A 26,083-nucleotide genomic window follows, 5' to 3' on the forward strand; every position below is an offset into this window, starting at 1 on the left:
TTTTTTATAACAGGAAAGGTAGGGTGTTATGTGCAGACTGTTTGCCGTCACGAGTCAGGAACCGTTATCGCCGATGGTGGCGATCCGCGCCCTTGACGTCATGAAGGAGGGGCATGACGGTTCGGGAATCGGGCTTTTCATGACCGACCTGGGTGGGGATTTCGAGCAATTCAAGGGCGGGCCGATCCTGTCCGGCATATTTTCCAACGAGGGCATTAAAAACCTGGACCGTTACATGCTCGATATGGATTTTATGACCAAGTACAAGCTCTCGTTCCGCCCCTCGAAGCGCCCCCCCGAGGGGACGCCGCACCGGGATAATTATTTGATTCGCGTTTATGAATATCCCGTTGCTTGGGAAAATCTTCCCGATGAGGAAAGGGAACGGCGGCTGATGATGTGCCGGCTTGACCTGCGCGAGATGGGTGAAAAAAACGGTTCGATGACGGTATTCAGCTTCTGGCCGGATGTAATCATGCTCAAGGAGATCGGCGATCCGATGGAAATCGCAAATTATCTGGGGTTGGAACGCAAGGAATTGCAGGCGCGCGTCATCATGGCCCAGGGACGGCAGAACACCAACTACGCGATCGACATTGACGCCTGTCATCCGTTTTTTCTCCAGGGGATTTCAACAATGACGAACGGCGAAAATACCGCATTTGTCCCGATCCGCGAATTTCTGATGTCGCGGAAGGACCCGGGCTATGTCGGCTATAAATCCGATTCCGAAGTATTTACCCATATTCTTCACTATACTTATCAGCACCTCCATCTTGATCTGGAGACTTATAAACATATAGTTACGCCGCTGAAAGACGAAGAACTGGCACAGCATCCCGATGGTCCCTGGCTCCGCCGACTAAAACAGAGTTGCCGGCCGATGATTATCGACGGGCCGAACTGCGTCATCGGCTGCCTGCCCGACAAAACCATGTTCATGCTGCAGGACTCAAAGAAGCTGCGGCCTGGGATAGTTGGCGGTCATCCAGGGCTGTATGCGTTTTCCTCGGAGATGTGCGGCCTGGACGAGGCGATACCGTCACGCGATAAAAGCAAGGATTATCAACCGATGAAATACGATACGGTATTTGTCGCACCACAACGTCAGGAGGTTGGGCAATGGAACCAGATGGCCAGATTAAGCCGTCTTCATTAGGAGTGAAGGATCTGCCCTGGCAGATCGTCTGGAATAAGGAAAAATGCACCTTGTGCGGTCAGTGCACCGCCGTTTGTCCCGTACAGGCAATTGACATAGGGGTGCATCGGAAAAGGATTATGCAGGTGCCGCTGGGACTCGTCGAAAAACCGTCCAATGTCTTCGGCGTCTATCATGGCGTTCGCCAGAAGACCGATGTTCCCCATGCCTGCACGGGTTGCGGGATGTGCGCCATGGTCTGTCCGAACGGGGCAATCATGCCGATTCATAATGACGAACCCGACAAGCTGCGCTTTCATATCAATCAGGGAGGCGTCCCGCGGCGACGGGGCGGCCGCCGTAATTCCCGGGAGAGCTTACTGGACGCGCTCAAGTTCGTCCGCATCTCCATGCTGACCGATCCGGCGCTCGACGCGGGCCGTCATGAATTCGAACTGCGGACGCTGCTGGGTCGCGTTTTGCCTCCGGAAGAGGCCATGAGCGAGACAAGCTGGCAGCCGCCGGTCCGTGAGATCTATCCGCTCATTATCGGCGGCATGTCGTTTGGCGCCTTGTCGCCGACGATGTGGGAAGGGCTTCAGATGGGGGTTGCCTATCTGAACGAGGAGCTGGGAATGCCGGTTCGCATCGGCACCGGCGAAGGTGGCTGTCCCCCCCGTCTGCTGCGCTCGCGCTTTCTAAAGTACGTTATCCTGCAAATTGCCAGCGGTTATTTCGGCTGGGATGAAATTATCCATGCCCTGCCGGAGATGAAAGAGGATCCCTGCGCGATTGAGATTAAATACGGCCAGGGGGCGAAGCCCGGAGACGGCGGCCTGCTGATGTGGTACAAGGTAAACAAGATGATCGCCGCGATCCGGGGCGTGCCTCCGGGAATCAACCTGCCCAGCCCGCCGACCCACCAGACGAAATACTCGATCGAGGAGGCGGTTGCCAAGATGATCCAGTCGATGTCTATGGCCTGGGGATTCCGCGTCCCGGTTTATCCGAAGATATCTGCAACATCCACATCACTCGCGGTATTGAATAACCTGGCCCGCAATCCCTATGCGTCGGCGCTGGCAATAGATGGCGAAGACGGAGGAACCGGGGCGGCCTACAACATCTCGATGGATCACATGGGACATCCCATCGCCAGCAATGTCCGGGACGCCTATCTCAATCTTGTCAAAATCGGCAAGCAAAACGAGATACCGATTATTGCCGGCGGCGGCATCGGTAAAAACGGCAATCTCGCGGCCAACGCCGCCTCTCTGATCATGTTGGGGGCAAGCGCCGTACAGGTCGGCAAGTACATCCTGCAGGCAACGGCCGGCTGTCTCGGTTCGGAGACAGATCGCTGCAATGTTTGCAATGTCGGCGTTTGTCCGAAAGGGATCACCTCGCAGGACCCGAGGCTCTATCGGCGTCTCGATCCGGAAAAGGTGGCCGAACGTCTTGTCGAGGTTGTGGTCAGCTTCGATACTGAATTGAAAAAGATCGTGGCCCCGCTCGGCCGTTCCACTTCACTGCCGATCGGCATGTCCGATGCGCTCGGGATCGCCGATTACAGCGCCTCCCAACATCTCGGCATAAGGTATGTGCTGTAACTGTAGCACAAACCCCCATACCGGGGGCAGGCATAAAGCAGAAGCCTGATTTTCGTAAAATTTGGCTGGAGGGACGCGCTTAAGTCGCGTCCGGGGCGGTTGTTTCAGGCAGATTGGATCGTCCCAGGCATTCGAGGAACGATAGAAGGAGTTTTCATGTCAAACGAAACGACAATAGTGATAGATGGTATGGAAAATGGCGCTCGGGTTGATTCCCGGATTATTGAGGGACGAATTCAGCAGGCCGTTCTTGCAGGACACCGGAATATTGAAGTAATTGCCTATGGCCAGCATGGTCTCGGTGGCCGAATCTGGAGCTCCGGAAACGAACCGGTGCATCTGCGAATCAAGGGCTCCTCGGGCCAGCGCGTCGGCTCCATGGGTTTCCCGGGAACGCGGATCTATGTCGAAGGCCCTGCTTCCGATGACCTGGGATGGCTTAATTCCGGCGCCTACATTGCGGTCCAGGGCCATGCGACAAACGGCGTCGGCAATGCGATGGCCCAGGGAAAGATCTATGTGGGCGGCGATATTGGGGCGCGCGGAATGACGATGACCAAACACAATCCCCGCTTTGAACCGCCGGAGTTGTGGGTGTTGGGGGGAGTAGGGGATTTTTTTGGCGAATTCATGGCCGGGGGCATCGCCGTAGTCTGTGGCTATGAGGCGCATGAAAAGGACAATGTTCTGGGCTATCGTCCCTGCGTAGGGATGGTGGGGGGAAAGGTTTTTTTCCGGGGTCCCCACAAAGGTTTCAGCGAACGGGATGCCTATATGAGGGCGCCTGACGACGAAGAGTGGAGCTGGTTGAAAGTCGGGATGGCCGTTTTTTTGGAAGCGACATGTCGGCCGGCGCTTCTGCCAAAGCTGAAAATCCTGCCCAAGCTTACCGGCGACCGGAGCGAATGGCAGGTCATAGTTGCCAGGAAGCCTTACGAAAAGAAGGATAACGCAATCCATATCAAGCAGTTCCGGGAGGAGAGCTGGGATCGCGAACTGGGCAAGGGCGGATTGATCGGCGATCTGTCTTCCGGCGATCGCACCCCTATCCCGGTGCTGACAACCGGAGAGCTGCGCCGTTTTGTCCCCGTCTGGGAAAACGAGAAATACCTGCCCCCCTGCCAGGCCGCCTGTCCAACCGGCATCCCCGTGCGGAAGCGGTGGGATCTGATCCGCAAGGGGAAAGTCCAGGAGGCGGTTGATTTGGCTCTGCAGTACACACCCTTTCCGGCCACGGTATGCGGATACCTGTGTCCCAATCTCTGCAAGCAGAGTTGCACCCGTCAGCAGTCCGATCTTGAAGCCATTGACACGATGGTTCTGGGCCGGGCCAGCCTGAACGCCACAGTTCCCAAAGCGCCGCCTTCGTCCGGCAAGAGAATCGCCGTGATCGGCGGCGGGCCGTCGGGTTTATCGGTTGCGTGGCAATTGCGGATGAAGGGGCACGAAGCAGTGCTCCACGATGCCCGGGGGAAAACGGGAGGGAAGATCACGGCGACAATTCCCCGCAGCCGGATTCCGGACGAAGTTGTCAATCATGAACTCAAGCGCATGGAGCAGGAGCTGCCCCTCGTTGCGCTCAAGCATCCGTTGAGAAAAGAGGAGTTCATAAAACTGCGGGAGAAATTTGATGCCGTGGTGATCGCCGTTGGCGCCCAGAAGGGACGGGTGATACCGGTTCCCGGCCACGAACGGGTGATTCCGGCGCTCTATTTTCTCCGCGACAGCAGGCTCGATTGTGCCAAGGTCGGCAAAAGGGTGGTGATCATCGGCGCGGGAAACGTTGGCTGCGACGCCGCCTCAGAGGCGTTTCGTCTCGGGGCCGAGTCGATTGTCCTGATTGACGTCCAGAAACCAGCGTCGTCGGGAAAAGAGCGAAAAAGCGCGGAAGACGCAGGGGCGACTTTTCTCTGGCCGCGCTTTACCAAGCAGATAACTGAGGTCGGCGTGGAGCTGACGGATGGGGAAGTCCTCCCCGCGGATACGGTGATCATGGCCGTGGGCGATCAGCCCGAACTTTCGTTTCTGCCGGACGAGATAAAAACAGAACGGGGTTTTATCTCGATTGATGCCAACTATCAGACCTCCGCGCCCGGCGTCTATGCGGTGGGAGATGCCGCGCGTCTGGGCCTTCTGACCGATGCGATCGGTTCCGGCCGCAAGGCGGCGGTGGCGATTGACGACATGCTGCGGGGCCGGGAAGAAACATACGATCAGATTCCGACGATCGCTGTTGAACGGGTGAAACTCCAGTATTACGATCCGCGCCCCCAGCATTTCGAGGACATCGTTGCGTGCGCGGCTAATTGCGCGTCCTGCGGCGGCTGCCGGGATTGCGGGATGTGTGAGACGGCCTGCCCGCAGAACGCGATTTCCCGTAAGGAAGGAGAAGATGGACGTTTTGAATATGTCGTTGAGGACAGTCTCTGCATCGGTTGCGGAACCTGTGCGGGCGTCTGTCCGACGGGTGTATGGAATCTTGTCGCCAATGTTCCGCTGGAATAGCCGATAAGGGTAATTAATTTGCTTAAGCGAAGGAGAAAGCCATGTATGATTTAAAGACCAGCAAGGATGTCTTGAAGGTGGTAAAAGACAGAAACGTCAGTTTCATTCAGTTCTGGTTCACCGATGTGCTGGGGGTTCAGAAGATTTTCAGCATTACCCCCGACGAGCTGGAGATGGGGATGGAAGAGGGAATGGGATTCGATGGTTCCTCCATCGCCGGTTTCTGCCGGATTGAGGAAAGCGACATGATCGCGATGCCAGATCCGACAACATTTCAGATTATCCCCTGGCGGCCCACGGATCGGCCCGTTGCACGGATGATCTGCGACATCCAGACCCCGGACGGGAAACCGTACGAGGGCGATCCCCGGTATGTCTTGAGAAGGACGCTGAAAAAGGTGACCGACAAGGGATACACATTCTATGTCGGCCCGGAGCTGGAATTTTTCTATTTCGCCAGCGACAAGGCGCCGGAGTTTCTGGATATGGGCGGCTATTTCGATGGTCTGCCGGTTGACCGGGCGACGGATCTGCGTCGCCAGACAATCTTTGCCCTGCAGGATATGGGCATCAGGGTTGAGTACAGCCATCACGAGGTTGCCCCGAGCCAGCACGAGATCGATCTGCGGTACGACGAGGCGCTGAAAATGGCCGACAAGGTGATGACCTACCGCACCGCGGTCAAGGAGATTGCCCGGCTGAACGGCGTTTACGCGACCTTTATGCCGAAACCGGTTTTTGGACAGAATGGAAGCGGCATGCATGTCCATCAATCCCTGTTCAAGGGCGACAAAAACACCTTTTTTGACGGCAAGGACAAGTACAATCTTTCGAAGACGGCCAAGCAGTATATCGCCGGCATCATGACGCATGCCCCTGAAATAACGGCGATTTGCAACCAGTGGATCAACTCTTACAAACGCCTGGTTCCCGGGTACGAGGCCCCCGTTTATGTGGCCTGGGCAAGACGCAACCGCTCGGCGATGGTGCGTGTGCCGATGTACAAGCCAGGCAAGGAGAAGGCCACCCGGATGGAGTACCGTTCACCGGATCCGGCGTGCAATCCGTATCTGGCCTTTGCGGTCATGCTGGCGGCGGGACTCAAAGGGATTGAAAAGGGCTACAAGCTTCCCGAGCCGGTGGAGACGGACATCTTCGAGATGGACGAAAAGGCCCGTGCCGAGGCCGGCATCACCTCCCTTCCGGGCAGCCTGTACGAGGCCCTGCAGATCGTCCAGAAAAGCGAACTGGTTCGCGAAACTTTAGGGGAGCACATTTTTGAAAAGTTCGTCGAAAACAAGAAGGTCGAGTGGGATCGTTTCCGTATCCATGTAAGCCAGTACGAGATCGACCGTTATCTGCCAATGCTGTAGGCGTAATGCCTATCTATGCAATACAGGGGAGTTATTTCGAAATTTTCTTTACGGGCAAGGAACTTTCTGATAGCTCCCCTTTCAGTTGACGGTTGACGGTTGACGGTTGACGGTTATCGGTTGACGGTTATACCAACAGACCGGAAACCGTGAACCGGAAACTGTGAACCGGAAACCGTCAACCGGAAACTGTGAACCGGAAACTGTGAGTTATTGGTTATGTTTGAAAAAAGACAAAAAACTGCGCTGCTGGTCCTTGACGACGGCAGCGTTTATCGGGGCGAGGCCTTTGCCGGCGCCGGCGAGATGCTGGGAGAGGTCGTCTTTAATACCGGCATGACCGGCTATCAGGAGATCGTGACCGATCCCTCGTACAAGGGGCAGATCGTCGTCATGACCTACCCGCTGATTGGCAATACCGGCATTAATCCCGATGACATGGAATCCGCAGGCATACATCTGGAGGGCTTTATCGTCCGGGAGTATCAGGATATTCCCAGCAACTGGCGGTCCCGGGAGGATTTGAAGACATTTCTCGAGCGCCATGGCAAGCTTGGCGTGGAAGGAATCGACACCCGCGCCCTGACCCGCCGTATTCGCACCGCGGGGGCGATGCGGGGGATTCTCACGACCGAAACAGACGACGTTGATGCCTTGCTTGCGCGCGTGCGTGCGTATCCGGGGCTGGTCGGACGCGATCTGGTGCGGGAGGTGAGCTGTCAAACTCCCTATCTCTGGAAAGCGGAGCTTAATGTTCATAAAAACGGCAATCCCCATAAGATAACGGCAACAGGCGAGGTTGCCACGTCCGGTGAGGAGAAGCCTTTTGGTGTCACGGAACCGGAATCAGCGGGCGATACAGCCGTCCTTCCCGGGGCTGTCTCCCGGCGTCGCGTCGTGGTGCTTGATTGCGGTGTAAAATACAACATCTTGAGGAACCTGGAGAAACGGGGGTGCGAGGTGCTGGTTTTTCCGGCCACAACGACACACGACGCAATCCTCGCCCTGCGGCCGGACGGGGTTCTTTTGTCCAACGGACCCGGCGATCCGGCGGCCCTGCCGTACATCGTCGAGACAGTGAAAAACCTGCTGGGAAAGGTGCCTATTTTCGGCATCTGTCTCGGCCATCAGATCCTGGGGCAGGCGGTTGGCGGCCGGACAGCGAAGCTGAAGTTCGGCCATCACGGGATTAATCAGCCTGTGCGCAACATGCACAGCGGAAAGGTGGAAATAACCTCGCAGAATCACGGCTTTGTGGTACTGCCCGAGTCGCTTCCCGAGGGCAGAACAAAGCAAAGCTTAATGTCCATAAACCGCCAGGAAAACCTCAACGATTGCACATCGGAGGGTCTTCTCTATCCGGAGCTTTCCGCCTTCAGCGTTCAGTACCATCCAGAGGCGGCGCCGGGTCCGCACGACGCCTCGTATCTGTTTGATGAGTTCATCAAGCTCATGGAGAAGGAGTAAAGAATGATTCTGATTATCGATTTCGGTTCCCAGTACAACCAGCTTATCGCCCGGCGCGTCCGTGAGCATCAGGTGTACTGCCAGATCGAGCCACCTGATATCGCGATTGAAAAGATTCGGGATTTGAAGCCCGAGGGGGTTATTCTCTCCGGCGGGCCGGCCAGCATCTACGAAAAGAATGCCCCGCGCGTCGATAAGGGTATATTTTCACTGGGCGTTCCGGTTTTGGGAATCTGCTATGGCTTGCAGTTCATGGTAGATGCCCTCGGCGGCAAGGTGATCGCCTCGCAAAAACGGGAGTACGGCTTAGCCGAGTTAAAAGTGGCGGAGAACGGAGGGGCGCTCCTGGCCGGAGTTGCCGGTAAAACCAATTCCTGGATGAGCCACGGAGACCGGATCGGGCGTCTGCCGCAGGGCTTTGCTGTTACCGCCGGTACGAAGAACACGGAGGTCGCCGCCGCTGAAGACCTCAAGCGCCGCCTCTACGGTCTGCAGTTTCACCCCGAGGTCGTCCATACCGTGCACGGAAAAAAGATCATTGAAAACTTCCTGTTCGGGATCTGCCGCTGTGAAAAGAGCTGGACAATGAACGCCTTCATCCGCGACGCGATCGTGGATATCCAAAAGACGGTCGGCGACAAACGGGTGGTGCTCGGTCTGTCCGGCGGGGTTGATTCCTCGGTCGCGGCTGTCCTGCTGCAGCGGGCGATCGGCCGCCGCCTCACCTGCGTTTTCGTTGACAACGGCCTGCTGCGCCTTGATGAAGGGAAAAAGGTGCGGGAGGTTTTCGGGAAGCATTTCCGGATGAACCTGCGTTTTGCCCGGGCGGGGAAGACGTTTCTGGAAAGGCTGAAGGGGGTAACCGATCCGGAACGCAAGCGCAAGATTATCGGCCGCACCTTTATCGAGGTGTTCGACCGGGAGGCCAACGCTATCCCGGACGCGAAGTTTCTTGCCCAAGGCACCCTCTACCCCGACCTGATTGAGTCGCACTCGGCCTTCGGCGGGCCGAGCGCCGTCATCAAATCCCACCACAACGTGGGCGGATTGCCGAAACACATGAAGCTGAAACTCGTCGAACCGCTGAAGCACCTCTTCAAGGACGAGGTGCGGCGGCTGGGGAAGGAGCTCGGGATGTCCGACGAGCTGATCTGGCGGCAGCCTTTTCCCGGACCCGGACTCGCCGTGCGGATTGTCGGCGAGGTCACCGCCAAAAGGCTCGCGGTGCTGCGCAACGCCGATGCGGCGCTGATGGAAGAGATCAAGGCGGCGGGGTTGTATCGGGAGCTCTGGCAGTCGTTCGCTGTTTTGCTGCCGATCCGCAGCGTCGGGATTATGGGCGACCAGAGAACCTACGAGGATGCGATTGCGATCCGGGCGGTGACGAGCGAGGACGCGATGACCGCCGATTGGGCGAAGCTCCCGCATGAGCTCCTGGGGCGCATTTCCAACCGGATCATCAATGAAGTGCGCGGCGTCAACCGGGTAGTCTATGACATCAGCTCGAAGCCGCCCGCCACCATCGAATGGGAGTGATATGCCGAAAAGAACCGACCTGAAAAAAATACTGATCATCGGCTCCGGGCCTATCATCATCAGCCAGGCCTGCGAGTTTGACTATTCCGGCACCCAGGCGTGCAAGGCTCTCACAGAGGAGGGCTATGAGGTGGTGCTGGTCAACTCCAACCCGGCGACGATCATGACCGACCCGGAAACGGCAGATCGCACCTATATAGAACCTATTACGCCAGAAGTTCTTGAAAAGATTATTGAAAAAGAAAGACCGGATGCGTTGCTGCCTACCCTCGGCGGGCAGACCGGCCTGAACACGGCGGTTGCGGTCGCGGAGTCGGGGGTACTGGAAAAATACGGCGTCGAGATGATCGGGGCGTCGCTTGCGGCCATCCACAAGGCGGAGGATCGGCAGCTCTTTCGTGCCGCGATGGAAAAGATCGGCCTGAAGGTTCCCAAAAGTGGGTTTGCCCGGACGATGGAAGAGGTTTTTGCCGTTTCCGCCGAGATCGGGTTCCCCATCATTATCCGCCCTTCGTTCACCCTTGGCGGGACGGGCAGCGGGGTAGCATACAACCGCGAAGAGCTCGCCGCCATCGCCAAGGGCGGTCTCGATGCTTCGCTCATCCACGAGATCATGCTGGAGCAGTCCGCCCTCGGCTGGAAGGAGTACGAACTCGAGGTGATGCGCGATCGCGCAGACAACGTCGTCATCATCTGTTCGATTGAGAATCTCGATCCGATGGGCGTGCACACCGGCGAATCGATTACCGTAGCCCCGGCTCAGACGCTGACCGACGTCGAGTACCAGATAATGAGGGATGCGGCAATCGCGGTCATCCGGGAGATCGGCGTGGAGACCGGGGGGTCGAACGTCCAGTTCGCGCTCCATCCGGAAACCGGCGAGATGATCGTCATCGAGATGAACCCCCGCGTTTCCCGTTCGTCCGCCCTTGCCTCGAAGGCGACGGGTTTCCCGATTGCGAAGATCGCCGCGAAGCTGGCCGTCGGCTACACGCTTGATGAGCTTCGAAACGACATAACCCGCGAAACGATGGCGTCCTTCGAGCCGACGCTCGATTACTGCGTCGTCAAAATTCCCCGCTGGACATTCGAGAAGTTTCCGGAAACAGAAGATTTTTTGACAACGTCAATGAAGTCGGTCGGCGAGACGATGGCGATCGGCCGCACCTTTCGCGAGTCCCTGCAAAAGGCGATCCGCTCGCTGGAAATCAAGCGCTTCGGTCTGCTGGACGGCCCGGCAGAGGAAAAGGACTGTTCTCCCGAGGAGTTGGAGCAGAAGCTGCAGAAACCTAATTCGCTACGGCTTTTCTATATCGCGATTGCGTTCAGCCGCCAGATGACTATTGAACGAATACATGAACTTACGATGATTGACCTCTGGTTTTTGCGCCAGATACAGTCGCTTGTGGTGGCCGAAGAAGAACTCCGGAGGGAGGGGTTCTCAACCGATAACCTTCACGCCGCAAAACGGCTTGGCTTTGCCGACCGTTATCTCGGCGCCCTCTGGGATCTCTCCGAGGAGGAAATCCGCGCTCGTCGCTATGCCGCAGGAATCGTTCCCGTTTACCAGCTTGTTGACACCTGCGCGGCGGAATTCGAGGCCTTTACCCCGTATTATTATTCGACCTACGAAACCGAAACCGAGACGCGGCCCTCCGGGAAAAAGAAGATCATGATCATCGGCGGCGGCCCGAACCGGATCGGTCAGGGGATCGAATTCGATTACTGCTGCGTCCATGCCTCGTATGCGATTCGAGAGGAGGGGTTGGAGAGCATCATGGTAAATTCCAACCCGGAGACGGTCAGCACCGACTACGACACCTCGGATCGGCTCTTTTTCGAACCGGTAACGCTCGAGGATGTATTGCATATTCTGAAGGAGGAGAAGCCCGAAGGAGTGATCGTGCAATTCGGAGGGCAGACCCCGCTAAACCTGGCCCGCAGTCTGGAGCAGGCGGGGGCGCCGATTCTGGGCACCTCACCCGACGCGATCGACCGTGCGGAGGATCGGAAGCGTTTTCAGGAGATTGTGCGGCGACTGGATCTGCTTCAGCCGGACAACGATACGGCGATGACTGAGGAGGAGGCGGTAAGCGTTGCCGGCCGCATCGGTTACCCGGTTCTGGTGCGCCCCTCTTACGTACTCGGCGGACGTTCGATGGAAATCATCTACGACGAGGCGAGTCTTCGGCTGTTCATGGGGCGGGCGCTGGAGGTTTCCGCCGGCCATCCAGTGCTGATCGACAAGTTTCTCGAGGATGCAATCGAGGCCGATGTCGATGCGATCAGCGACGGAAAAACAACGGTTGTAGCCGGAATCATGGAACATATCGAGGAAGCGGGCATCCACTCCGGCGACAGCGCCTGCGTCTTGCCGGCGATGACCTTTTCCCCGGAAATTCTCGCCAAGATTGAGAGTCAGACCAAGGCGATTGCCGCCGAACTCCATGTTATCGGCCTGATGAATATCCAGTACGCAATCAAGGATAACAAACTGTACCTGCTGGAGGTGAATCCCCGGGCGTCGCGCACCGTGCCGTTTGTCAGCAAGGCCACCGGAGTGCCGCTGGCCAAACTGGCGACGAAGGTCATGTTGGGGAAAACACTGGAGGAACTGGGCTTCACAGTGCCGGTGCGCCCCGATTATATTTCTGTAAAAGAGGCGGTTTTTCCGTTCAACCGTTTCCCCGACGTCGATATCCTGCTCGGCCCGGAGATGAAATCAACGGGCGAGGTGATGGGCATCGACCACTCCTTCGGCCTGGCCTTCGCCAAATCGCAGATGGCCGCCGGGTTCCAGATTCCCCTCTCGGGCAAGGTGTTTTTGAGCGTGCATGATTTCTACAAGGAACGCATCGTTCCCGTCGCGCGCTCCTTTTCAGCAATGGGATTCAAGATCGTCGCAACCGGCGGAACGGCGGCAACATTGCGCGCGCATGGGGTTTTGGTTGAAACAGTCAATAAGGTCAGCGAGGGCCGTCCCCACGTCGTCGATCATATCAAGAACGGCGAACTCCAGATTGTGATCAACGTCAGTCTGGGCCGGCGTTCCTCCCTGGATGCCTACCATATAAGGCGCGGAGCTCTCCTGTACAATGTCCTCTACACAACAACCCTCTCCGGCGCCCGGGCGCTTGCCGAGGCGGTCCACGCCCTTAAGCAGGAAGCGTGGGGGGTGGCGCCGCTGCAGGAGTATCACAGGAAACAACAGGTTGACGGTTACCAGTTTACGGTTAACGGGCGCTGTGAACCGTCACCCGTCAACCGTCAACCGGAAACCGGAAACCGGAAACCGTGAACCGAAAACATAGGAGAAATTAACATGTATGATGCCGAGGATACGGCGAGACCACGCGAGGAGTGCGGGGTCTTTGCGGTCTATGGCCACAAGGATGCGGCGCGGGTTGCGTTTTTCGGCCTTTTTGCCCTGCAGCACCGCGGGCAGGAAAGCGCGGGGATTACCTCTGCCGACGGCTGTCATGTCTGGGAACACAAGGGGATGGGGCTGGCCTCGGAGGTTTTTCACGAGGATGTCCTCTCGAAACTTCCCGGCAACCTGGCGATAGGCCATGTCCGCTACTCTACCACCGGCTCTTCGGTGCTTTCCAATGCCCAGCCTTTTTTGGTGCATCACGCCGACGAGTACTACGCGCTTGCCCATAACGGCAATATTGTCAATGCCCTGGCGCTAAGGGCGGAGCTGGAACAGAAGGGGGCGATTTTCCAGTCCACGATGGATAGCGAGGTGATCGTCCATCTGATGGCACCCTACCTGAAAGAAGGTCTGGAGGTGGCCCTGACGAAGGCTCTGTCTCGCGTTGAGGGAGCCTACAGCATCGTGATGCTGACCAGAAACAGGATTATCGCCTTCCGTGATCCCCGGGGCTTCCGGCCGCTGTCGCTGGGAACCCTCAACGGCGGCTGGGCCGTGGCGTCCGAGACCTGCGCGTTTGATCTGGTCGGGGCAAAGTACATCCGCGACATAGAGCCGGGAGAGATGATGTTCATTGACGAAACCGGCCTGCACAGCATGAAGCCGTTTGCCCCGGTCAAGCCGGCTCATTGTATCTTCGAACTGATCTATTTTTCCCGCCCGGACAGCAACGTCTTCGGCAGGAACGTCTATATGTGCCGCAAACGGCTGGGGCGCAATCTGGCGCGGGAGTACCGTCCGGACGTAGAGCTGGTGATGCCGTTTCCCGATTCGGGGAATTACGCAGCGATTGGCTATGCGGAGGAAAGCAAGATTCCCTTTGAAATGGGGATGATAAGAAATCATTATGTCGGCAGAACCTTCATCCAGCCCAGTCAGATCATGCGGGATTTCGGCGTGCAGGTGAAGCTCAACCCGGTTACCCAGTTGCTCGAAGGCAAAAAAATCCTGATCATCGAGGATTCCGTTATTCGGGGAACGACCAGTAGAAACCGGGTGCGCCGCCTGCGCGAATGCGGGGTGAAGGAGATCCACATGGCGGTGAGCTGTCCGCCGACCCGCAACCCCTGTCCGTACGGGATCGATTTTTCGGTGCGCGGCGAACTGATCGCCGTCGGGAAGGCAACCGAAGAGGAAATTGCGGCGTTTATCGGTCTCGACAGCATTCACTACCTGTCCATCGCCGGGATGATTGATGCTATGGAGCTTCCGGGGGATAATTTTTGTCTGGCCTGTTACAACGGCGCCTACCCCGTGCCCCCGCCTGAAAAATTCGGGAAATTCTGCCTGGAAGACGCCCACTAACCGCAACAAGGCTGATTTCGCGGCAGCGGAACTCCGGAAGGGCAGGAAGGGGTGACGAAGAAGAGAGTGACCCTGACCGCAGGCGCCGCCTTGTGCCAGACCCTCGACAAATAATCCTGCGGATATCAAAGTAATTCGGCATTGGTCAGTATAGCGACAATGTCTTTTCCAAGATCGCCTCGTAGTTTATGACCGTCGAACAGTTCTAAAAATACCATACCACAGTTGTGGTTAAAAGATGGCTGAAGTGCTTTGCCCTGGAAATACCTCCCCTGAATATTCGCTTGGTTGCCGACTCTCGGATAAAGAAGAAAGCTTCGGTTTGCACCGAATTGGACGTTGTACGCGTGCATCTGCTGCAGATCGGCATCGCCTGGTTTACCATCGCCTGGAATTTTCCATTTGGTATCCATGACGACCCGCTCGTAATTGGAACCGGTATCGATCTGGGCAATGATGTCGGGACGGATGGCCTTCTGCATATTATCGGCAGACCAGAATGGGCGGGATACTTGAGCCTTGAACGAGATCCGACGGAACGTCTGTTTCATTTCTGCCCGCTTAAGCTGAACGTAGACAAAATGTTCGAACAGGGTATTCATATCGAACAGGATCGCCAGGACATCCTCCCTGCCGCCACAAACGTCGGGATTATAGTTCAGTATGATCAAGCGGGCGAGTTGCAGCGCCTTGCGGTAATGTTCTGTGTTCCGGGTGTAGGGGAGGCGGCTGAACGTCCGTTCCGTAACTTTAAGGACGTCAACATCCTCGAACAGAATAGCAAGGTTATGTGCGAAAGCGACCAAATGCGGATTGGGTGAAACGCGAACAAGCACATCCAGCGCGACACGCAATATTTGGTTGAACGGGTTGTTGCGATCATAGAACACGTGGGCCGTGAAGAACCGCTCGCGATGGACAATATTCTTGGCCAGGTGCTGTTGAAAGATTATACGCCCTTTCAGGGTAGGGAGATTCCCGCAGGTTTGGCGATACTTCCGAACCAGACCATGATGCACAAGCTCATCGACTTCCGCCAGAAAAGACTCGAAGTAGATATCGAGTAACGAGGACGACCGCAGTCTCAACCTGGCATCCGACATCGATGCCACCCGGATGAATCCTGATTGACGGAGCATTTCGATCAGAGCGCCCTGCCACTTCTTTTTCTGGGTGGACGAGTCAGGATCCTTGTCTGCCTTGGGCAGAATCTCTATGGTCAGGTTTCCAACCTGGATGACGCCAACATAGTTCCGGAAATGGATGCGATCGAATCCGACCGCAAAGAACCGATTGCCATGCCGTTCGTTGTACTGCACCAAACGTTTGAAGTGGTCATGGGTAAACGACCCCCTCACTGGCAGTGTTGTGTGTTCGAACACCTGGATGACATTACTCATAGACTGCACGGAAGTCCTCGTCATTCAGGGTCATGGAATCTTGTAACGCGTAAACGCGTCGTTCTTCGAACTCATCCGCACCCCAGTCGCCTGCCGCCCACTCGATCGTTTCGTCTTTTCGCGTGACAAACCGCTCACCAAGAACCATGCCGATCTTGGCCGGATCGCCGTAAAAATATTCCTCCAGCAGGGGCAGGATTCTCGTTGCAAAGATGTTGCGCAATTCGTCAAGGGGGTTATCTTTCTTCTCAATACCCATGAAGTAGGAATGGCCGATGCAATGATCCTTGTCCAACAATTTCTCGATACGCGCATTGATTTTTATGAGAAGGCGTCTGAGATCCACTTCAAGATTCCCGTGTTGTTGAATGAGTTCGGGTTGCGGAGGAATGGCCACGAATGTGAAGCGGCGACGCAGAGCCGTATCGAGTGCCTCCACACTCCGGTCCGCCGTATTCATGGCGCCGATGATGTAAAGGTTACGGGGTACCACGAATTCCTGTCTGGAATATGGCAACTGCGCCCGAAGCTCGTTTGGCGCTCCTTTGCGTTTGTCCTCTTCAATAAGAGCAATCAGTTCGCCAAAGATGCTGGCCACATTGCCGCGGTTGATCTCGTCGATGAGAAGCGCGTAGTTGTGATCGGGGTCATCCGAGGCCCGGTTGACCATATTCTTGAAGATTCCCGGCTTGACTTCGTAGGTCAGAGTTTCGTTCACCTCTGCGGACATTAAGGGTTTGATGCCCTCAACGAAGTCCTCATAACAGTAAGATTGATGGAATGTAACGTATTCGTAACGCTTGATCTCTTTGGTAACTGGTTTGAATTCTCGAAACATCTTCAGTCTTACGATCAATTCTGGCAATTGCTCCTCAACCATTTCTCGGTCTACGGTCCAGACGGATTGCTCATCTTTTGAGAAGATCAGCGGTTCATCCCGTTGTGCATTTTTCACATTGGGGCAGTCCATCTTTGTATGAATCTGTAACCAGGACCAAATTGTGTTCTTAGGGTTCTGATTTGCCTGGCGGCGAATTTTGGCTTGCAGCAAGGGGTGGTCAAAGATGGTGGACACCTTCGCCGGTCCCAAATCATAGAGGACGATGACGATCACCTGCAACCAGGTCAGCTCTCCGGCCATTTCCTTGGCAAACTGATCCCGAGTTACCATCTGACTCTCAGTAAAGCGTGTCATATACTCATTGCGGAGGGCGTGTGTCTTCCCTGTGCCTGGGGGACCGTAGAGGATAGTATTGAGAGCTGGTAACGGTTTGCTGTCTGTGGGAACCTGAACGTCTATTCCTAAAACAAGACCCTGAATGCCTTTAAAATGGGCTTCCGTGATTTTCAGGTTTGTTCCTTGCCTACCCGCCGGGAAATCTGAAAACCCGTGCAGAGCATCAAGTTCTGCTCTGAGTACAGGGGCGTTCCACAGATTCTTGTCGATGCGGATTATTACACCTTCTGAAGCGCCCTTCTCAGTCGGTTTTATCCAGTAGGAAACCTCCTTGGCATCTTCCTCAGAAACCTGCACTTCAGACATTACTGTTGCAAGTCCATAGCAGCCGCTGTTTTTTCCTGTTACCCAGATGATGACTCTGTCGCCCGTTTTGATTTCTTTCTTGTGTTGGTTAACCGACCATGTTTTCAATGCCCCATCCCGCAAAGCGCCGATCACATCGTAGTCCTTTGGATTGCCTTGGAAGATCCAGTAGCGCGGCTCATGCGTTTCGCTCTCTGTCTTCGTTAACATCCCAGCAGCCATTCTCCGACCTTCCTCATTTCCCACAAGGAATTCGTTAAGAGCATCGGTGCGGTAAAAATTTTCAAACTGAGGGAACCAATTGATGAGTTGCTGCTGCGCCTCGCGGACAACTTGGTAGCGTTTCACTATATCCGCCGGTAGGGTGATGTCGAAAAGCGCCAATGAGTCGGCGGTCTTGTTGTTGAGGATGGAGAAACTTTTTTTGTCTACCCGGTTCAGATAGATGGTTGCGAGGCCGATGCCGAAATATTTGAAGGCTTTCGTTTCGGCAAGCCATTTCGACTCATCGAAATCGGAGTCGAATGGATTAAAAACGAACGGATGAAATTGTTCATAATTGGTTTCAATGGTCTGCCGAAACTTAGTGCTCGACCGTTGACCACCGCTCTGTAAGTGACCACCTTCGTGAGCGAACTTGTAGAAGAAATTGATAAAATCGGATTTGGACAATCCGGAAAGATAGTTCTTTGTAATCGTGTCGCTGTAATAGTCCTCGTTCTTGGAATGGGGATTGCTCTCGAACCATTTAAAGAATGCATCGATCAGTTCTTGAGGTGGCTTTTTCATGGGTTATCCTCCTAATCGGGTGTTCGCAGTCGATGTCCGCCCGCCGTACGCGGACCATCCTTATTCCCGCCATCATTTCCTACCCGTAATCAAATTGACTACGACTTTCGCCAGAACGTCTTTCTCTTCCGGCTTACTTTCTGCAATCATCAGCGTGATGGCGACCAGAGCATTGTCGGCAATGTGCCGGGAGCCGTCGGCGCAATAAAGGATACCGTTCTTCTCCATGAACCAGAGAAACAAGGCGGCGGCAATGCGCTTGTTGCCATCCACGAAACTATGGTTCTTTACCAGAAAATAAAGAAGATGCGCGGCCTTTTCTTCAAGGCTCGGATAGAGGTCTCTCCCGTCGAACGTCTGCATCACCGCCCCAAGCGAACCAGGCAGGCTGCCGTCTTTCTCTCTGCCAAAGAGCTCTGATCCTCCGAATTTGCAGCGCAACTGCTCGATAACGATTAAAGCCTCCTGATAATCAATACCTTTTGCCGCTGCCTTCTTCAAACGGGCAAGTGAAACCCGCTGGTGATCGTAATCGTCCAATAAGTCAAGGGCATAAGAATAATCCGTCACCACATGGAGAAGCGCCCTGGCCTGGTCTGATGTCACATCATACCGGTCCAGGACCTGGCCGACCAGCTTAAGGGACTGGCGTAGTTCCTTTAAGCGGCGCTGGTTAACGGAATACCCCTTCAGAATATGGTCGCGCAAGGTCTGCGTCGCCCAGATGCGGAACTGTGTGCCGCGCTTGGAGTTGACGCGATAGCCCACGGAGAGGATGGCATCGAGGTTGAAGTTTTCGACCTGATAGGTTTTGCCGTCAGCGGCAGTTGTTGCAAAAAATGCAACAACTGAATCGCGCACCAACTCCTGTGATGAAAATACATTACGCAAGTGACGGGAAATAACCGATTTGTCGCGATCGAAGAGGGATGCTATCTGGTTTAAATTCAACCATAATGTGTCCTTTTCCAGCCGGACATCGAGACTTATCGTGCCGTCCGGGTTGTTGTAAAGCACTACGGCGCCGGTGCTATGTTTGCTGAGCGGTTCACTATGGATGCCGGATTGCTTCTTCATCACAACCCTCCAGTGCGGTTGATCATTTCAGTGCGGGATGGATCCATTGACAATCAAACCCCATTCTTTATTTACACTGCCCTTTGCACACTTCCAATCTGAAATCAATGAGGTCGCCCCAATGGGTATCGTATCGACTTGTATTTGCAGTGAATTTAAAATATAATTGAACAAAAAGGTATTTACATGTTTAGCGGCTCAGTTTAGCTCCAGCTATACGGTTTAAGCTGACGCCTGATTCCGCTGCCTGAATAGCAAGATTCCTATGAATTTCAGGAGGGACACGAACCATGAATTTACCGCTATATCTTTTACAGGCTATCGGTTGCGGGACTGCCTCACCGGCATGCGTCATATCGTTGATAACACTCTCAATGGTCTTACGAATACCCTTCAAGGCCGACTCAGGCGTCTTATCCAACCAGCTCAAACTCGGGAACTCGGTGCATAAACCGACATATTCTTGATCATCATCAGACCAAGTTACGCGGTAAGTATAACGATCATTTTTCAGTGGCATCTTCAACCTCCAACTTGTCAATAGCCAAAAGTACCTGCTTTACCTGGTAGGCCCTGGCCTTATTATTCTGTATGTTGATCCGTGGGTCTCCTTGCCAAGGCATCTTGTATACGTGGTGACTTCCATCCATTTGGCGCGCCTGCCCGAAATAATAAATACAGACTTTGCTTAAGTCAGCAAAGCGAACGTCCGCGGGTTTATTTTTCATCTGTATCAGAATATCTTCAACCTTGGCCATGTTTTTATAGTATCAATATTGATATTTATGTGAAGCCGTTTATTTCAGCCCTGACCTCTGCGCATTTCCATCGGAATTCATTGGATTCGATTCATGAGCTAAATCGTTGACTTGTATTGAAGTCTTGGATGATTCAAAAAAAGAAAGCCTGTTGCTTACAGGAAGCACAAAAGCCCCCGCTCCTCCCTCAAAAATGCCACATTTCAAGCACAATATCCTTGATATACCTTGATGCAATTGCAAAACCATTTGTCATTCCCGAAAGCGAAGCTTAATGTTCATAATGTTTCTATCCCCGATAACAGCATTCGGGGACGAATATGGTTTTTCAAGCAGTTAGAACCAGATTATGAACATTAAACTTCGTTTTCCCGCTCAGAATCGTTGCGGGAATGACAAGAATGGGGAGTTTTGCGATTACCTCTACCTTGTTAAAAAAATTGCAACTTTGAACAGTGTATTTGAACAGCTTCAAAAAAATCCCAAAGCGCCTATCGCTCCAATATTAAGGGCAACGCCAAAGGCATCCATTCCCCTGCTCATTGATTGCCAATGGGTTCCCTGCCAGTAGAGACGGTGGCAGGCGGGGCATTCGGCAAAATGGTCCTGGGTGAGGAACACGTAGGGCGGGACACGGTCCTTCACCGTTTCTTTAGTACGTCCTTCCAGCCGCCGGTTGCATTCCAGGCAGATGGTGAAAGGACGGAGGCAGCCTTTTTCCAATTTTAAGGCGCGGATGACCTGCTGCACCTGTGCCGTAAAATGGTCGCTCTCAATGAGGACAGCCTTGATATGTCCAGCCACAATGACACGGCGTTTCATAATTCGCCGGTCACGGGTCAGAAGTATGCGTTTTTCATCCAAGGCAGCGGCGACTATCGCGGCATCGTCGGCGCCGGTAAAGAGGAGGGCATCAAAACCTGCCATGCGCAGCCACTTTGCCATTTTGCCCACATTATTATCGACGATAAATTTAAGCTCGGCGTCAATCATCTTAGTAACGGCGGCGGAATTTGCACCTTTCGAACCATATTCAACGCTCTGGTCCGAACAATCAGATGGCATATTAGTATTTTGTTGGCGTCCTTTCAAGAGCATTAATGTTTGTGTCATCCTTGTTTGAATAAAAGCAATTGATTATTTTTGGAAATTAGTTCACCCTCCGCCGATCTTTCATAACGCAAAAAAGGTGAGGACGTTTCCATTTGATCTTTAATTTTTAAAACTTTTGAGGGTTAAAGAGTGCACGCAAAACTCGATAACATCGCGATCGTCCTGAAGAGCCCGAAGTTTGCCGGGAATGTCGGCTCGGCGGCGCGGTGCGCCAAAAATATGGGCATAGCGGAGCTGATTGTTGTCGGCAACCGGGAGCTCGACGACGAGGAAATGCGCAAGATGGCGACCCATGTCGCGGGCGATATCGTCGATGGCATCCGCCATTATGACACGCTCGACGAGGCGCTGGCCGAATTCAACTGGGTGGTTGGGACGACGGCGCGGCAGGGGTGGGGGCGCGGGCCGGTGGTCTCGCCGCGGCAAATGGCCGAGCAGATCGTTAATGTGTCGCAAAAAAACCGGGTCGCCCTCCTCTTCGGCCCGGAGGACGCGGGGCTGACCAACGACGATTTGCGCTTCTGCCAGACGCTGGTCTCGATTCCGACCGCCGGCTTCAAATCGCTGAATCTCTCCCAGGCGACGATGGTCGTCTGCTACGAAATATTTGTCGCCCAACGGGAAGAAGCCGCCGGATTTAAACAAAAACTCGCCGAAGCAAGGGAACTGGACGGCATGTACGCCCACCTGCAGGCAACCCTGTCGGCAATAGGCTTCCTGCTGCCGGAGAATCCCGATTACTGGATGACCCATATCCGCCGCCTCTTTTCCCGCACCACGCTGCTGGCGCGGGAGGTAAAAATCATTCGGGGCATCTGCCGCCAGATCGAGTGGTACGGCGACCACAAGGAGCGGAAAACACCCCTGTTTTGAGCTTAGCGCCCCGTCGCAAGCGGGTAAGACTTATAAAAAATAACTGAAATTCGCAGAAGGTTTTCACATGACGAAAATACTCATTATCTATCACTCGCAGACGGGAAACACCGCAAAAATGGCGCAGGCCGTCGCCGCTGGGGCCCGCCTCATTGACAATACGGAGGTTCTGCTAAGAAGGGCGCAGGAGGCCTCCTTGGATGATCTGCTGGCGGCGGATGGTCTGGCAATTGGCACTCCGGAATACTTCGGATATATGTCGGGAATGATAAAGGATTTCTTTGACCGTACCTTTTATCCCGCCCAGGAAAAGGTTTTCAGAAAACCGTATGCGGTTTTTATCAGCGCCGGCAACGACGGCGCCGGCGCCCTGAAGAGCGTCGAGCGGATCGCCCTGGGCTACAAGTTCAAAAAGGTGTCCGAGCCGGTACTTGCTTGCGGCGTGCCGACTGAGGACGTTCTGGAGCAGTGCCGCAACCTCGGAGGCGTGCTTGCCGGCGGCTGCCAGATGGGAATCTTCTAAGGACAGTGCAGAAGAATTATTGCGTTAAGTATTCGATTGATTTTCATTTAATTATCCGTTAACATCCGTAGCATGTTCACGATCAGATTCAGCAAACAGGCCAATAAAATCAAGGCAAAAATGCCCAAAATCATTGCCGGGCGGATTGACGCCGAGCTTGAATCGATTGCCGAAAATCCCACAACCTATCAAGGGGACTGGAAGCCGCTGCAAGGCTCACCTTTTTGGCGACTGCGCGTAGGGAATTGGCGGGCAATCTGTGAAATTATCAATGACGAACTTATAATCTACGTCCTTAAAATCGGAGCGAGAGGAGACGTTTACAAATGAACATCCAGATCATCGAACATAACGGCGCACCGGAATATGCAATCGTCCCTTTTCGTGAATGGGAAACGATCATCGATCGTTTGGAAGAGATGGAAGATATTCGTGATGCCCGTACGATCTCTGTCGCAATTGCCGGCGGTGAAGAAACCTACCCGCATGAATTCGTCAAGCGCCTGTCGTCAGAGGAAAATCCTCTTAGGGTATGGCGTGAATATAGAAAACTCACACTGGCAACGCTGGCCAAGGAGTGCGGCGTATCAATCCCGGCCCTGTCCCAGATCGAAAACGATAAGCGCACCCCCAGCGTGGATTTGCTGCTGAGGCTCTCAAAGGCGCTCTGCTGCGACATGGAGGACCTGATCCGGGGAGATTAGCGAATGCTTTATCGTTTGATTTTACAGAAAGCTCAGGAATGGCTTGCCTCGGAAAGATGCACGATCCGGCCGCTTCTGGATTACATCAATGCCAACGGCAATTTACGCGAAGCTCAGGTGCAAGCCCTGCTCGTATATTTATTCCTGAAAATCGCCGGCGGGAATAAACGGCTCGGAACATTATTTGCGGAAGGTTTTTTCGCCCGCCCTGAAGACCTCGCTTCCCTGAACATTAATCAAGCCGCCCGGGCTGTTTTTGAAGCGAATCCTGCGTCCAGGGCCTTGTTTGATTTATCCCGTACCCCGCTCAATGGCCCGACGAGTGGCAATGGTCACGGCAAAAAAAATCAAAGAACCCTGTTTCCCGATTTGGAAAAACACCTTCTGGCACACCCACGGGAGACAGATTATTTGGCCATCAGCAAGAAACTTTTTTACAATGTGGAATATCCCGATTTTCTATTCAGCCTCCCGATGGGCGCGGGCAAAACTTTCCTGATGGCTGCCATCATCTATCTGGACCTCTATTTTGCTTTGAATGAGCCGGACAATAAACACTTCGCCCACAATTTTCTGATTCTTGCCCCCTCCGGGCTCAAAAGCTCGATTATTCCGAGCCTTAAAACCATTGAACGCTTTGACCCTTCCTGGATATTGCCTGAACCATCCGCCAGCGCCCTTAAACGCATGATCCGCTTTGAGGTTCTGGATCAGCCCAAATCCGCCAAAAGAAGCAACAAGGCGCGCAATCCCAACGCGCAAAAGATTGCCAATTATCAGCCGTTTGATGCGCTTATGGGGCTTGTCTTGGTTGTCAATGCGGAAAAAGTCATTCTGGACAGATTGGATTTGACCGCGCAGGGAGAGCTTTTTGAACATAATGAAGATGAAAAAGACCGGCTGGCGAATGAACTCCGAAACATCATCGGTAAAATACCCGCTCTGCAGATTCATATCGACGAAGTGCATCATGCGGCGACGGACGACATAAAACTCCGCCAGGTTGTAAACAAATGGAGCGCGGGCGGGACGATCAATTCGGTGCTCGGATTTTCCGGCACTCCCTATCTTGGTTCGGCCGAGGGCGTAAAAATATCGGATTCCCTTCAGTTAAAATTTACCCAGATCACGAACACCGTTTTCTATTATCCCCTGACCACGGCCGTTAAGAAATTCCTGAAAAAGCCCCGCGTCGAGCAGACCTCCGGCCTCGCGTCCCTTCAGATTATTGAAAAAGGGGTAACGGACTTTCTTGAGACTTTCGGCAATATCGTTTATGAAAACGGCGCCATCGCCAAGCTCGCCGTTTATTGCGGCAGTATTGCCCGGTTAGAAGAAGAAGTATATCCGTATCTCACCGGGACAATGAATATCAAGCCGGATGAAATACTGAAATACCACAAAGGAAATAAAATCTATAAAACCACCAAAGAGGCGGAAACGGAATTTAATTCTATAGATACGCCGGTTTCAAAAAAGAAGATTATCCTCCTGGTGCAAATCGGGAAAGAAGGCTGGGACTGCCGCAGCCTTACCGGCGTCATTCTTTCGCAAAAGGGCGATTGCCCGACCAACATGGTCTTACAAACTTCCTGCCGCTGTTTAAGGCAGGTTGACAAAGGCAGGCATGAAACCGCCGTTATTTGGCTCAATGATGAGAACGCCAAAACCCTGGACAAACAACTGAAAGAGGAACAGCATACCAGCATTCAGGAACTTACCATGCTCGGGAAAGACGGCGAGCCCGTCATGGTGGAGCGCATTTCCCGCATGGATTATCTCAAACTGCCTAAAGTTGATTTTTATCAACTCCATGTGGAATCCTCAGCCATCGCCAGCGAAGAAGCGGTTAATCCCGGACAAAATTTGTCAAACGTGAATGTCAAGGATCATTTCGACACGGCTACGGTCATTGAACGCGGCTTATCGCCGGATGAATTAAAAACCAAGGATATCCTTGCCCGGATTGAAGGGGAACGCGCGGGATTCGATTTATGGATATACGTCATTTCCCGTGAAAGTATGGGAAGCATCGCCAGAAGCGACCTTTACCCGTACCAGCTTGAACTGAAAAGCATCTTTGACGCGATTACTTTTGAAAAAGGCGCAGCCCGTTACTTTAACAGCCTCTTTCGGCAGGACGAGATCCGCGCCCGGATCCGTCTGGCTTTTCACAAACACCGAGAACTGGAAATAAAATCAGAAATTGTTCTGCAAAGCGCGAGTTTACTGGTTATTGAAAAACTTTCCCCGGTGGAGGAGCAAGACAAGCTGTATCCCCACGCTGCCGAGGTAAAAGAGATCATCCAGGCGGACGCAACCGGCAAAGACATGGCCCTGCTCCAGAAAGAAGTGGAAGCAGCACAAAGAAAAATGCAGGAGTTTATCGCCTCTCAGCCGAATCCCGACTTGTTTGCGATGGCGGGCTTCAACGCGCAAGTTCCGAAAATATTCTCCCAAGCCCTAATCAGCAAAAATCGGACATTTCATTATCTCCCTTACAATTTTTATCAAAGCCGGTTTGAATTAAACTTCCTGAAAGAAGTCGTCTCGCTTGCGACATTCACGGAAAATAACTTAGAAGTGTATTATAATGGCGAAGGGCATCTGACCGAATTCCGCATTGCCTGTTGCGCGAAAAAAAATGAGCGCTGGCGGCGCGTCGGGCTTTACACCCCTGATTTTCTGGTCATCCGGCGCAAAGACGGAAACATCCATAAAATCCTGATTGTGGAAACCAAAGGAAGCGGTTTTGCTGCGCAGCCGGAGTTTATCGCGCGCAAGAATTTTGTGGAGTCGGAATTCCTTAAGATGAATAACGAGAAATTCGGCTACCGCCGTTTTGACTACCTCTATCTCCCGGAAGATCCCGACATTAACAAAACCCTTCTTTTGTTCAAAACAAGAATCGAATCATTTTTTAAGGAGAATTAAGC

The 26,083-nt window shown here is 53.8% G+C and carries 19 protein-coding genes; 13 read left to right on the plus strand and 6 right to left on the minus strand.

Annotation, left to right across the window (positions count from 1 at the left end; genetic code table 11):
* The first annotated feature begins 28 nt into the window (after positions 1 to 28).
* The 8 genes from M0P74_06270 (at position 29) to purF (ending at position 14,367) form a co-directional block, all read left to right on the plus strand.
* Positions 29 to 1,159, plus strand: a complete 1,131-nt coding sequence (locus tag M0P74_06270; GenBank protein MCK9363189.1) for a glutamate synthase — start codon at positions 29 to 31, stop codon at positions 1,157 to 1,159.
* Complete coding sequence (locus M0P74_06275; protein ID MCK9363190.1) at positions 1,123 to 2,748, plus strand: glutamate synthase-related protein; 1,626 nt, start codon at positions 1,123 to 1,125, stop codon at positions 2,746 to 2,748. The genes M0P74_06270 and M0P74_06275 overlap by 37 nt, the downstream gene beginning before the upstream one ends.
* A gap of 156 nt (positions 2,749 to 2,904) precedes the next feature.
* Positions 2,905 to 5,253 carry an FAD-dependent oxidoreductase gene (locus M0P74_06280; protein MCK9363191.1) on the plus strand — a complete coding sequence of 783 codons (2,349 nt, stop codon included), beginning with the start codon at positions 2,905 to 2,907 and terminating at the stop codon, positions 5,251 to 5,253.
* Between the two features lie 41 nt (positions 5,254 to 5,294).
* The gene (locus tag M0P74_06285) at positions 5,295 to 6,626 is read left to right on the plus strand and encodes a glutamine synthetase family protein (GenBank protein ID MCK9363192.1); all 1,332 of its coding nucleotides are present in this window, start codon (positions 5,295 to 5,297) and stop codon (positions 6,624 to 6,626) included.
* Between the two features lie 219 nt (positions 6,627 to 6,845).
* A complete protein-coding gene (gene carA, locus M0P74_06290) occupies positions 6,846 to 8,093 on the plus strand; it encodes a glutamine-hydrolyzing carbamoyl-phosphate synthase small subunit (GenBank protein ID MCK9363193.1) in 1,248 nt (415 codons plus the stop codon).
* A 3-nt stretch (positions 8,094 to 8,096) separates the two neighbouring features.
* The gene (gene guaA, locus M0P74_06295) at positions 8,097 to 9,629 is read left to right on the plus strand and encodes a glutamine-hydrolyzing GMP synthase (protein MCK9363194.1); all 1,533 of its coding nucleotides are present in this window, start codon (positions 8,097 to 8,099) and stop codon (positions 9,627 to 9,629) included.
* 1 nt (position 9,630) lies between these two features.
* Entirely contained in the window at positions 9,631 to 12,927 is a 3,297-nt protein-coding gene (gene carB / locus M0P74_06300) for a carbamoyl-phosphate synthase large subunit (GenBank protein ID MCK9363195.1), read from the plus strand.
* Between the two features lie 24 nt (positions 12,928 to 12,951).
* Positions 12,952 to 14,367 carry an amidophosphoribosyltransferase gene (purF, locus tag M0P74_06305; GenBank protein MCK9363196.1) on the plus strand — a complete coding sequence of 472 codons (1,416 nt, stop codon included), beginning with the start codon at positions 12,952 to 12,954 and terminating at the stop codon, positions 14,365 to 14,367.
* Positions 14,368 to 14,492: 125 nt separating this feature from the next.
* On the opposite strand, the gene M0P74_06310 is transcribed toward purF, so the two are convergent.
* From M0P74_06310 to M0P74_06335, 6 genes are all read right to left on the minus strand, one after another.
* Positions 14,493 to 15,767 (minus strand): McrC family protein, encoded by a 1,275-nt coding sequence (locus tag M0P74_06310; protein MCK9363197.1) that lies wholly within the window; start codon positions 15,765 to 15,767, stop codon positions 14,493 to 14,495.
* Positions 15,760 to 18,099, minus strand: a complete 2,340-nt coding sequence (locus M0P74_06315; protein MCK9363198.1) for an EVE domain-containing protein — start codon at positions 18,097 to 18,099, stop codon at positions 15,760 to 15,762. The genes M0P74_06310 and M0P74_06315 overlap by 8 nt, the downstream gene beginning before the upstream one ends.
* A 72-nt stretch (positions 18,100 to 18,171) precedes the next feature.
* The gene (locus M0P74_06320; GenBank protein MCK9363199.1) at positions 18,172 to 19,176 is read right to left on the minus strand and encodes a virulence RhuM family protein; all 1,005 of its coding nucleotides are present in this window, start codon (positions 19,174 to 19,176) and stop codon (positions 18,172 to 18,174) included.
* Positions 19,177 to 19,366: 190 nt separating this feature from the next.
* Entirely contained in the window at positions 19,367 to 19,696 is a 330-nt protein-coding gene (locus M0P74_06325; GenBank protein ID MCK9363200.1) for a type II toxin-antitoxin system HicB family antitoxin, read from the minus strand.
* Positions 19,680 to 19,934 (minus strand): hypothetical protein, encoded by a 255-nt coding sequence (locus M0P74_06330; protein ID MCK9363201.1) that lies wholly within the window; start codon positions 19,932 to 19,934, stop codon positions 19,680 to 19,682. The genes M0P74_06325 and M0P74_06330 overlap by 17 nt, the downstream gene beginning before the upstream one ends.
* 471 nt (positions 19,935 to 20,405) lie before the next feature.
* A complete protein-coding gene (locus M0P74_06335; GenBank protein MCK9363202.1) occupies positions 20,406 to 20,879 on the minus strand; it encodes a Mut7-C RNAse domain-containing protein in 474 nt (157 codons plus the stop codon).
* A gap of 297 nt (positions 20,880 to 21,176) precedes the next feature.
* Between M0P74_06335 and M0P74_06340 the strand changes: the two genes are divergently transcribed.
* The 5 genes from M0P74_06340 to M0P74_06360 all read left to right on the plus strand — a co-directional run bounded on the left by M0P74_06340 (position 21,177) and on the right by M0P74_06360 (position 26,081).
* Entirely contained in the window at positions 21,177 to 21,920 is a 744-nt protein-coding gene (locus tag M0P74_06340) for an RNA methyltransferase (protein ID MCK9363203.1), read from the plus strand.
* A 67-nt stretch (positions 21,921 to 21,987) separates the two neighbouring features.
* On the plus strand, positions 21,988 to 22,443 hold the full coding sequence (locus M0P74_06345) for an NAD(P)H-dependent oxidoreductase (protein MCK9363204.1): 456 nt from the start codon (positions 21,988 to 21,990) through the stop codon (positions 22,441 to 22,443).
* 72 nt (positions 22,444 to 22,515) lie between these two features.
* A complete protein-coding gene (locus tag M0P74_06350; GenBank protein MCK9363205.1) occupies positions 22,516 to 22,773 on the plus strand; it encodes a type II toxin-antitoxin system RelE/ParE family toxin in 258 nt (85 codons plus the stop codon).
* On the plus strand, positions 22,770 to 23,147 hold the full coding sequence (locus tag M0P74_06355) for a helix-turn-helix domain-containing protein (GenBank protein MCK9363206.1): 378 nt from the start codon (positions 22,770 to 22,772) through the stop codon (positions 23,145 to 23,147). The genes M0P74_06350 and M0P74_06355 overlap by 4 nt, the downstream gene beginning before the upstream one ends.
* A gap of 3 nt (positions 23,148 to 23,150) precedes the next feature.
* Positions 23,151 to 26,081, plus strand: coding sequence for a DEAD/DEAH box helicase family protein (locus M0P74_06360; GenBank protein MCK9363207.1), 2,931 nt, complete (start codon positions 23,151 to 23,153; stop codon positions 26,079 to 26,081).
* Positions 26,082 to 26,083 lie beyond the last annotated feature (2 nt).

The sequence above is a fragment of the Syntrophales bacterium genome (assembly GCA_023229765.1).
Classification (GTDB): domain Bacteria; phylum Desulfobacterota; class Syntrophia; order Syntrophales; family UBA5619; genus DYTH01.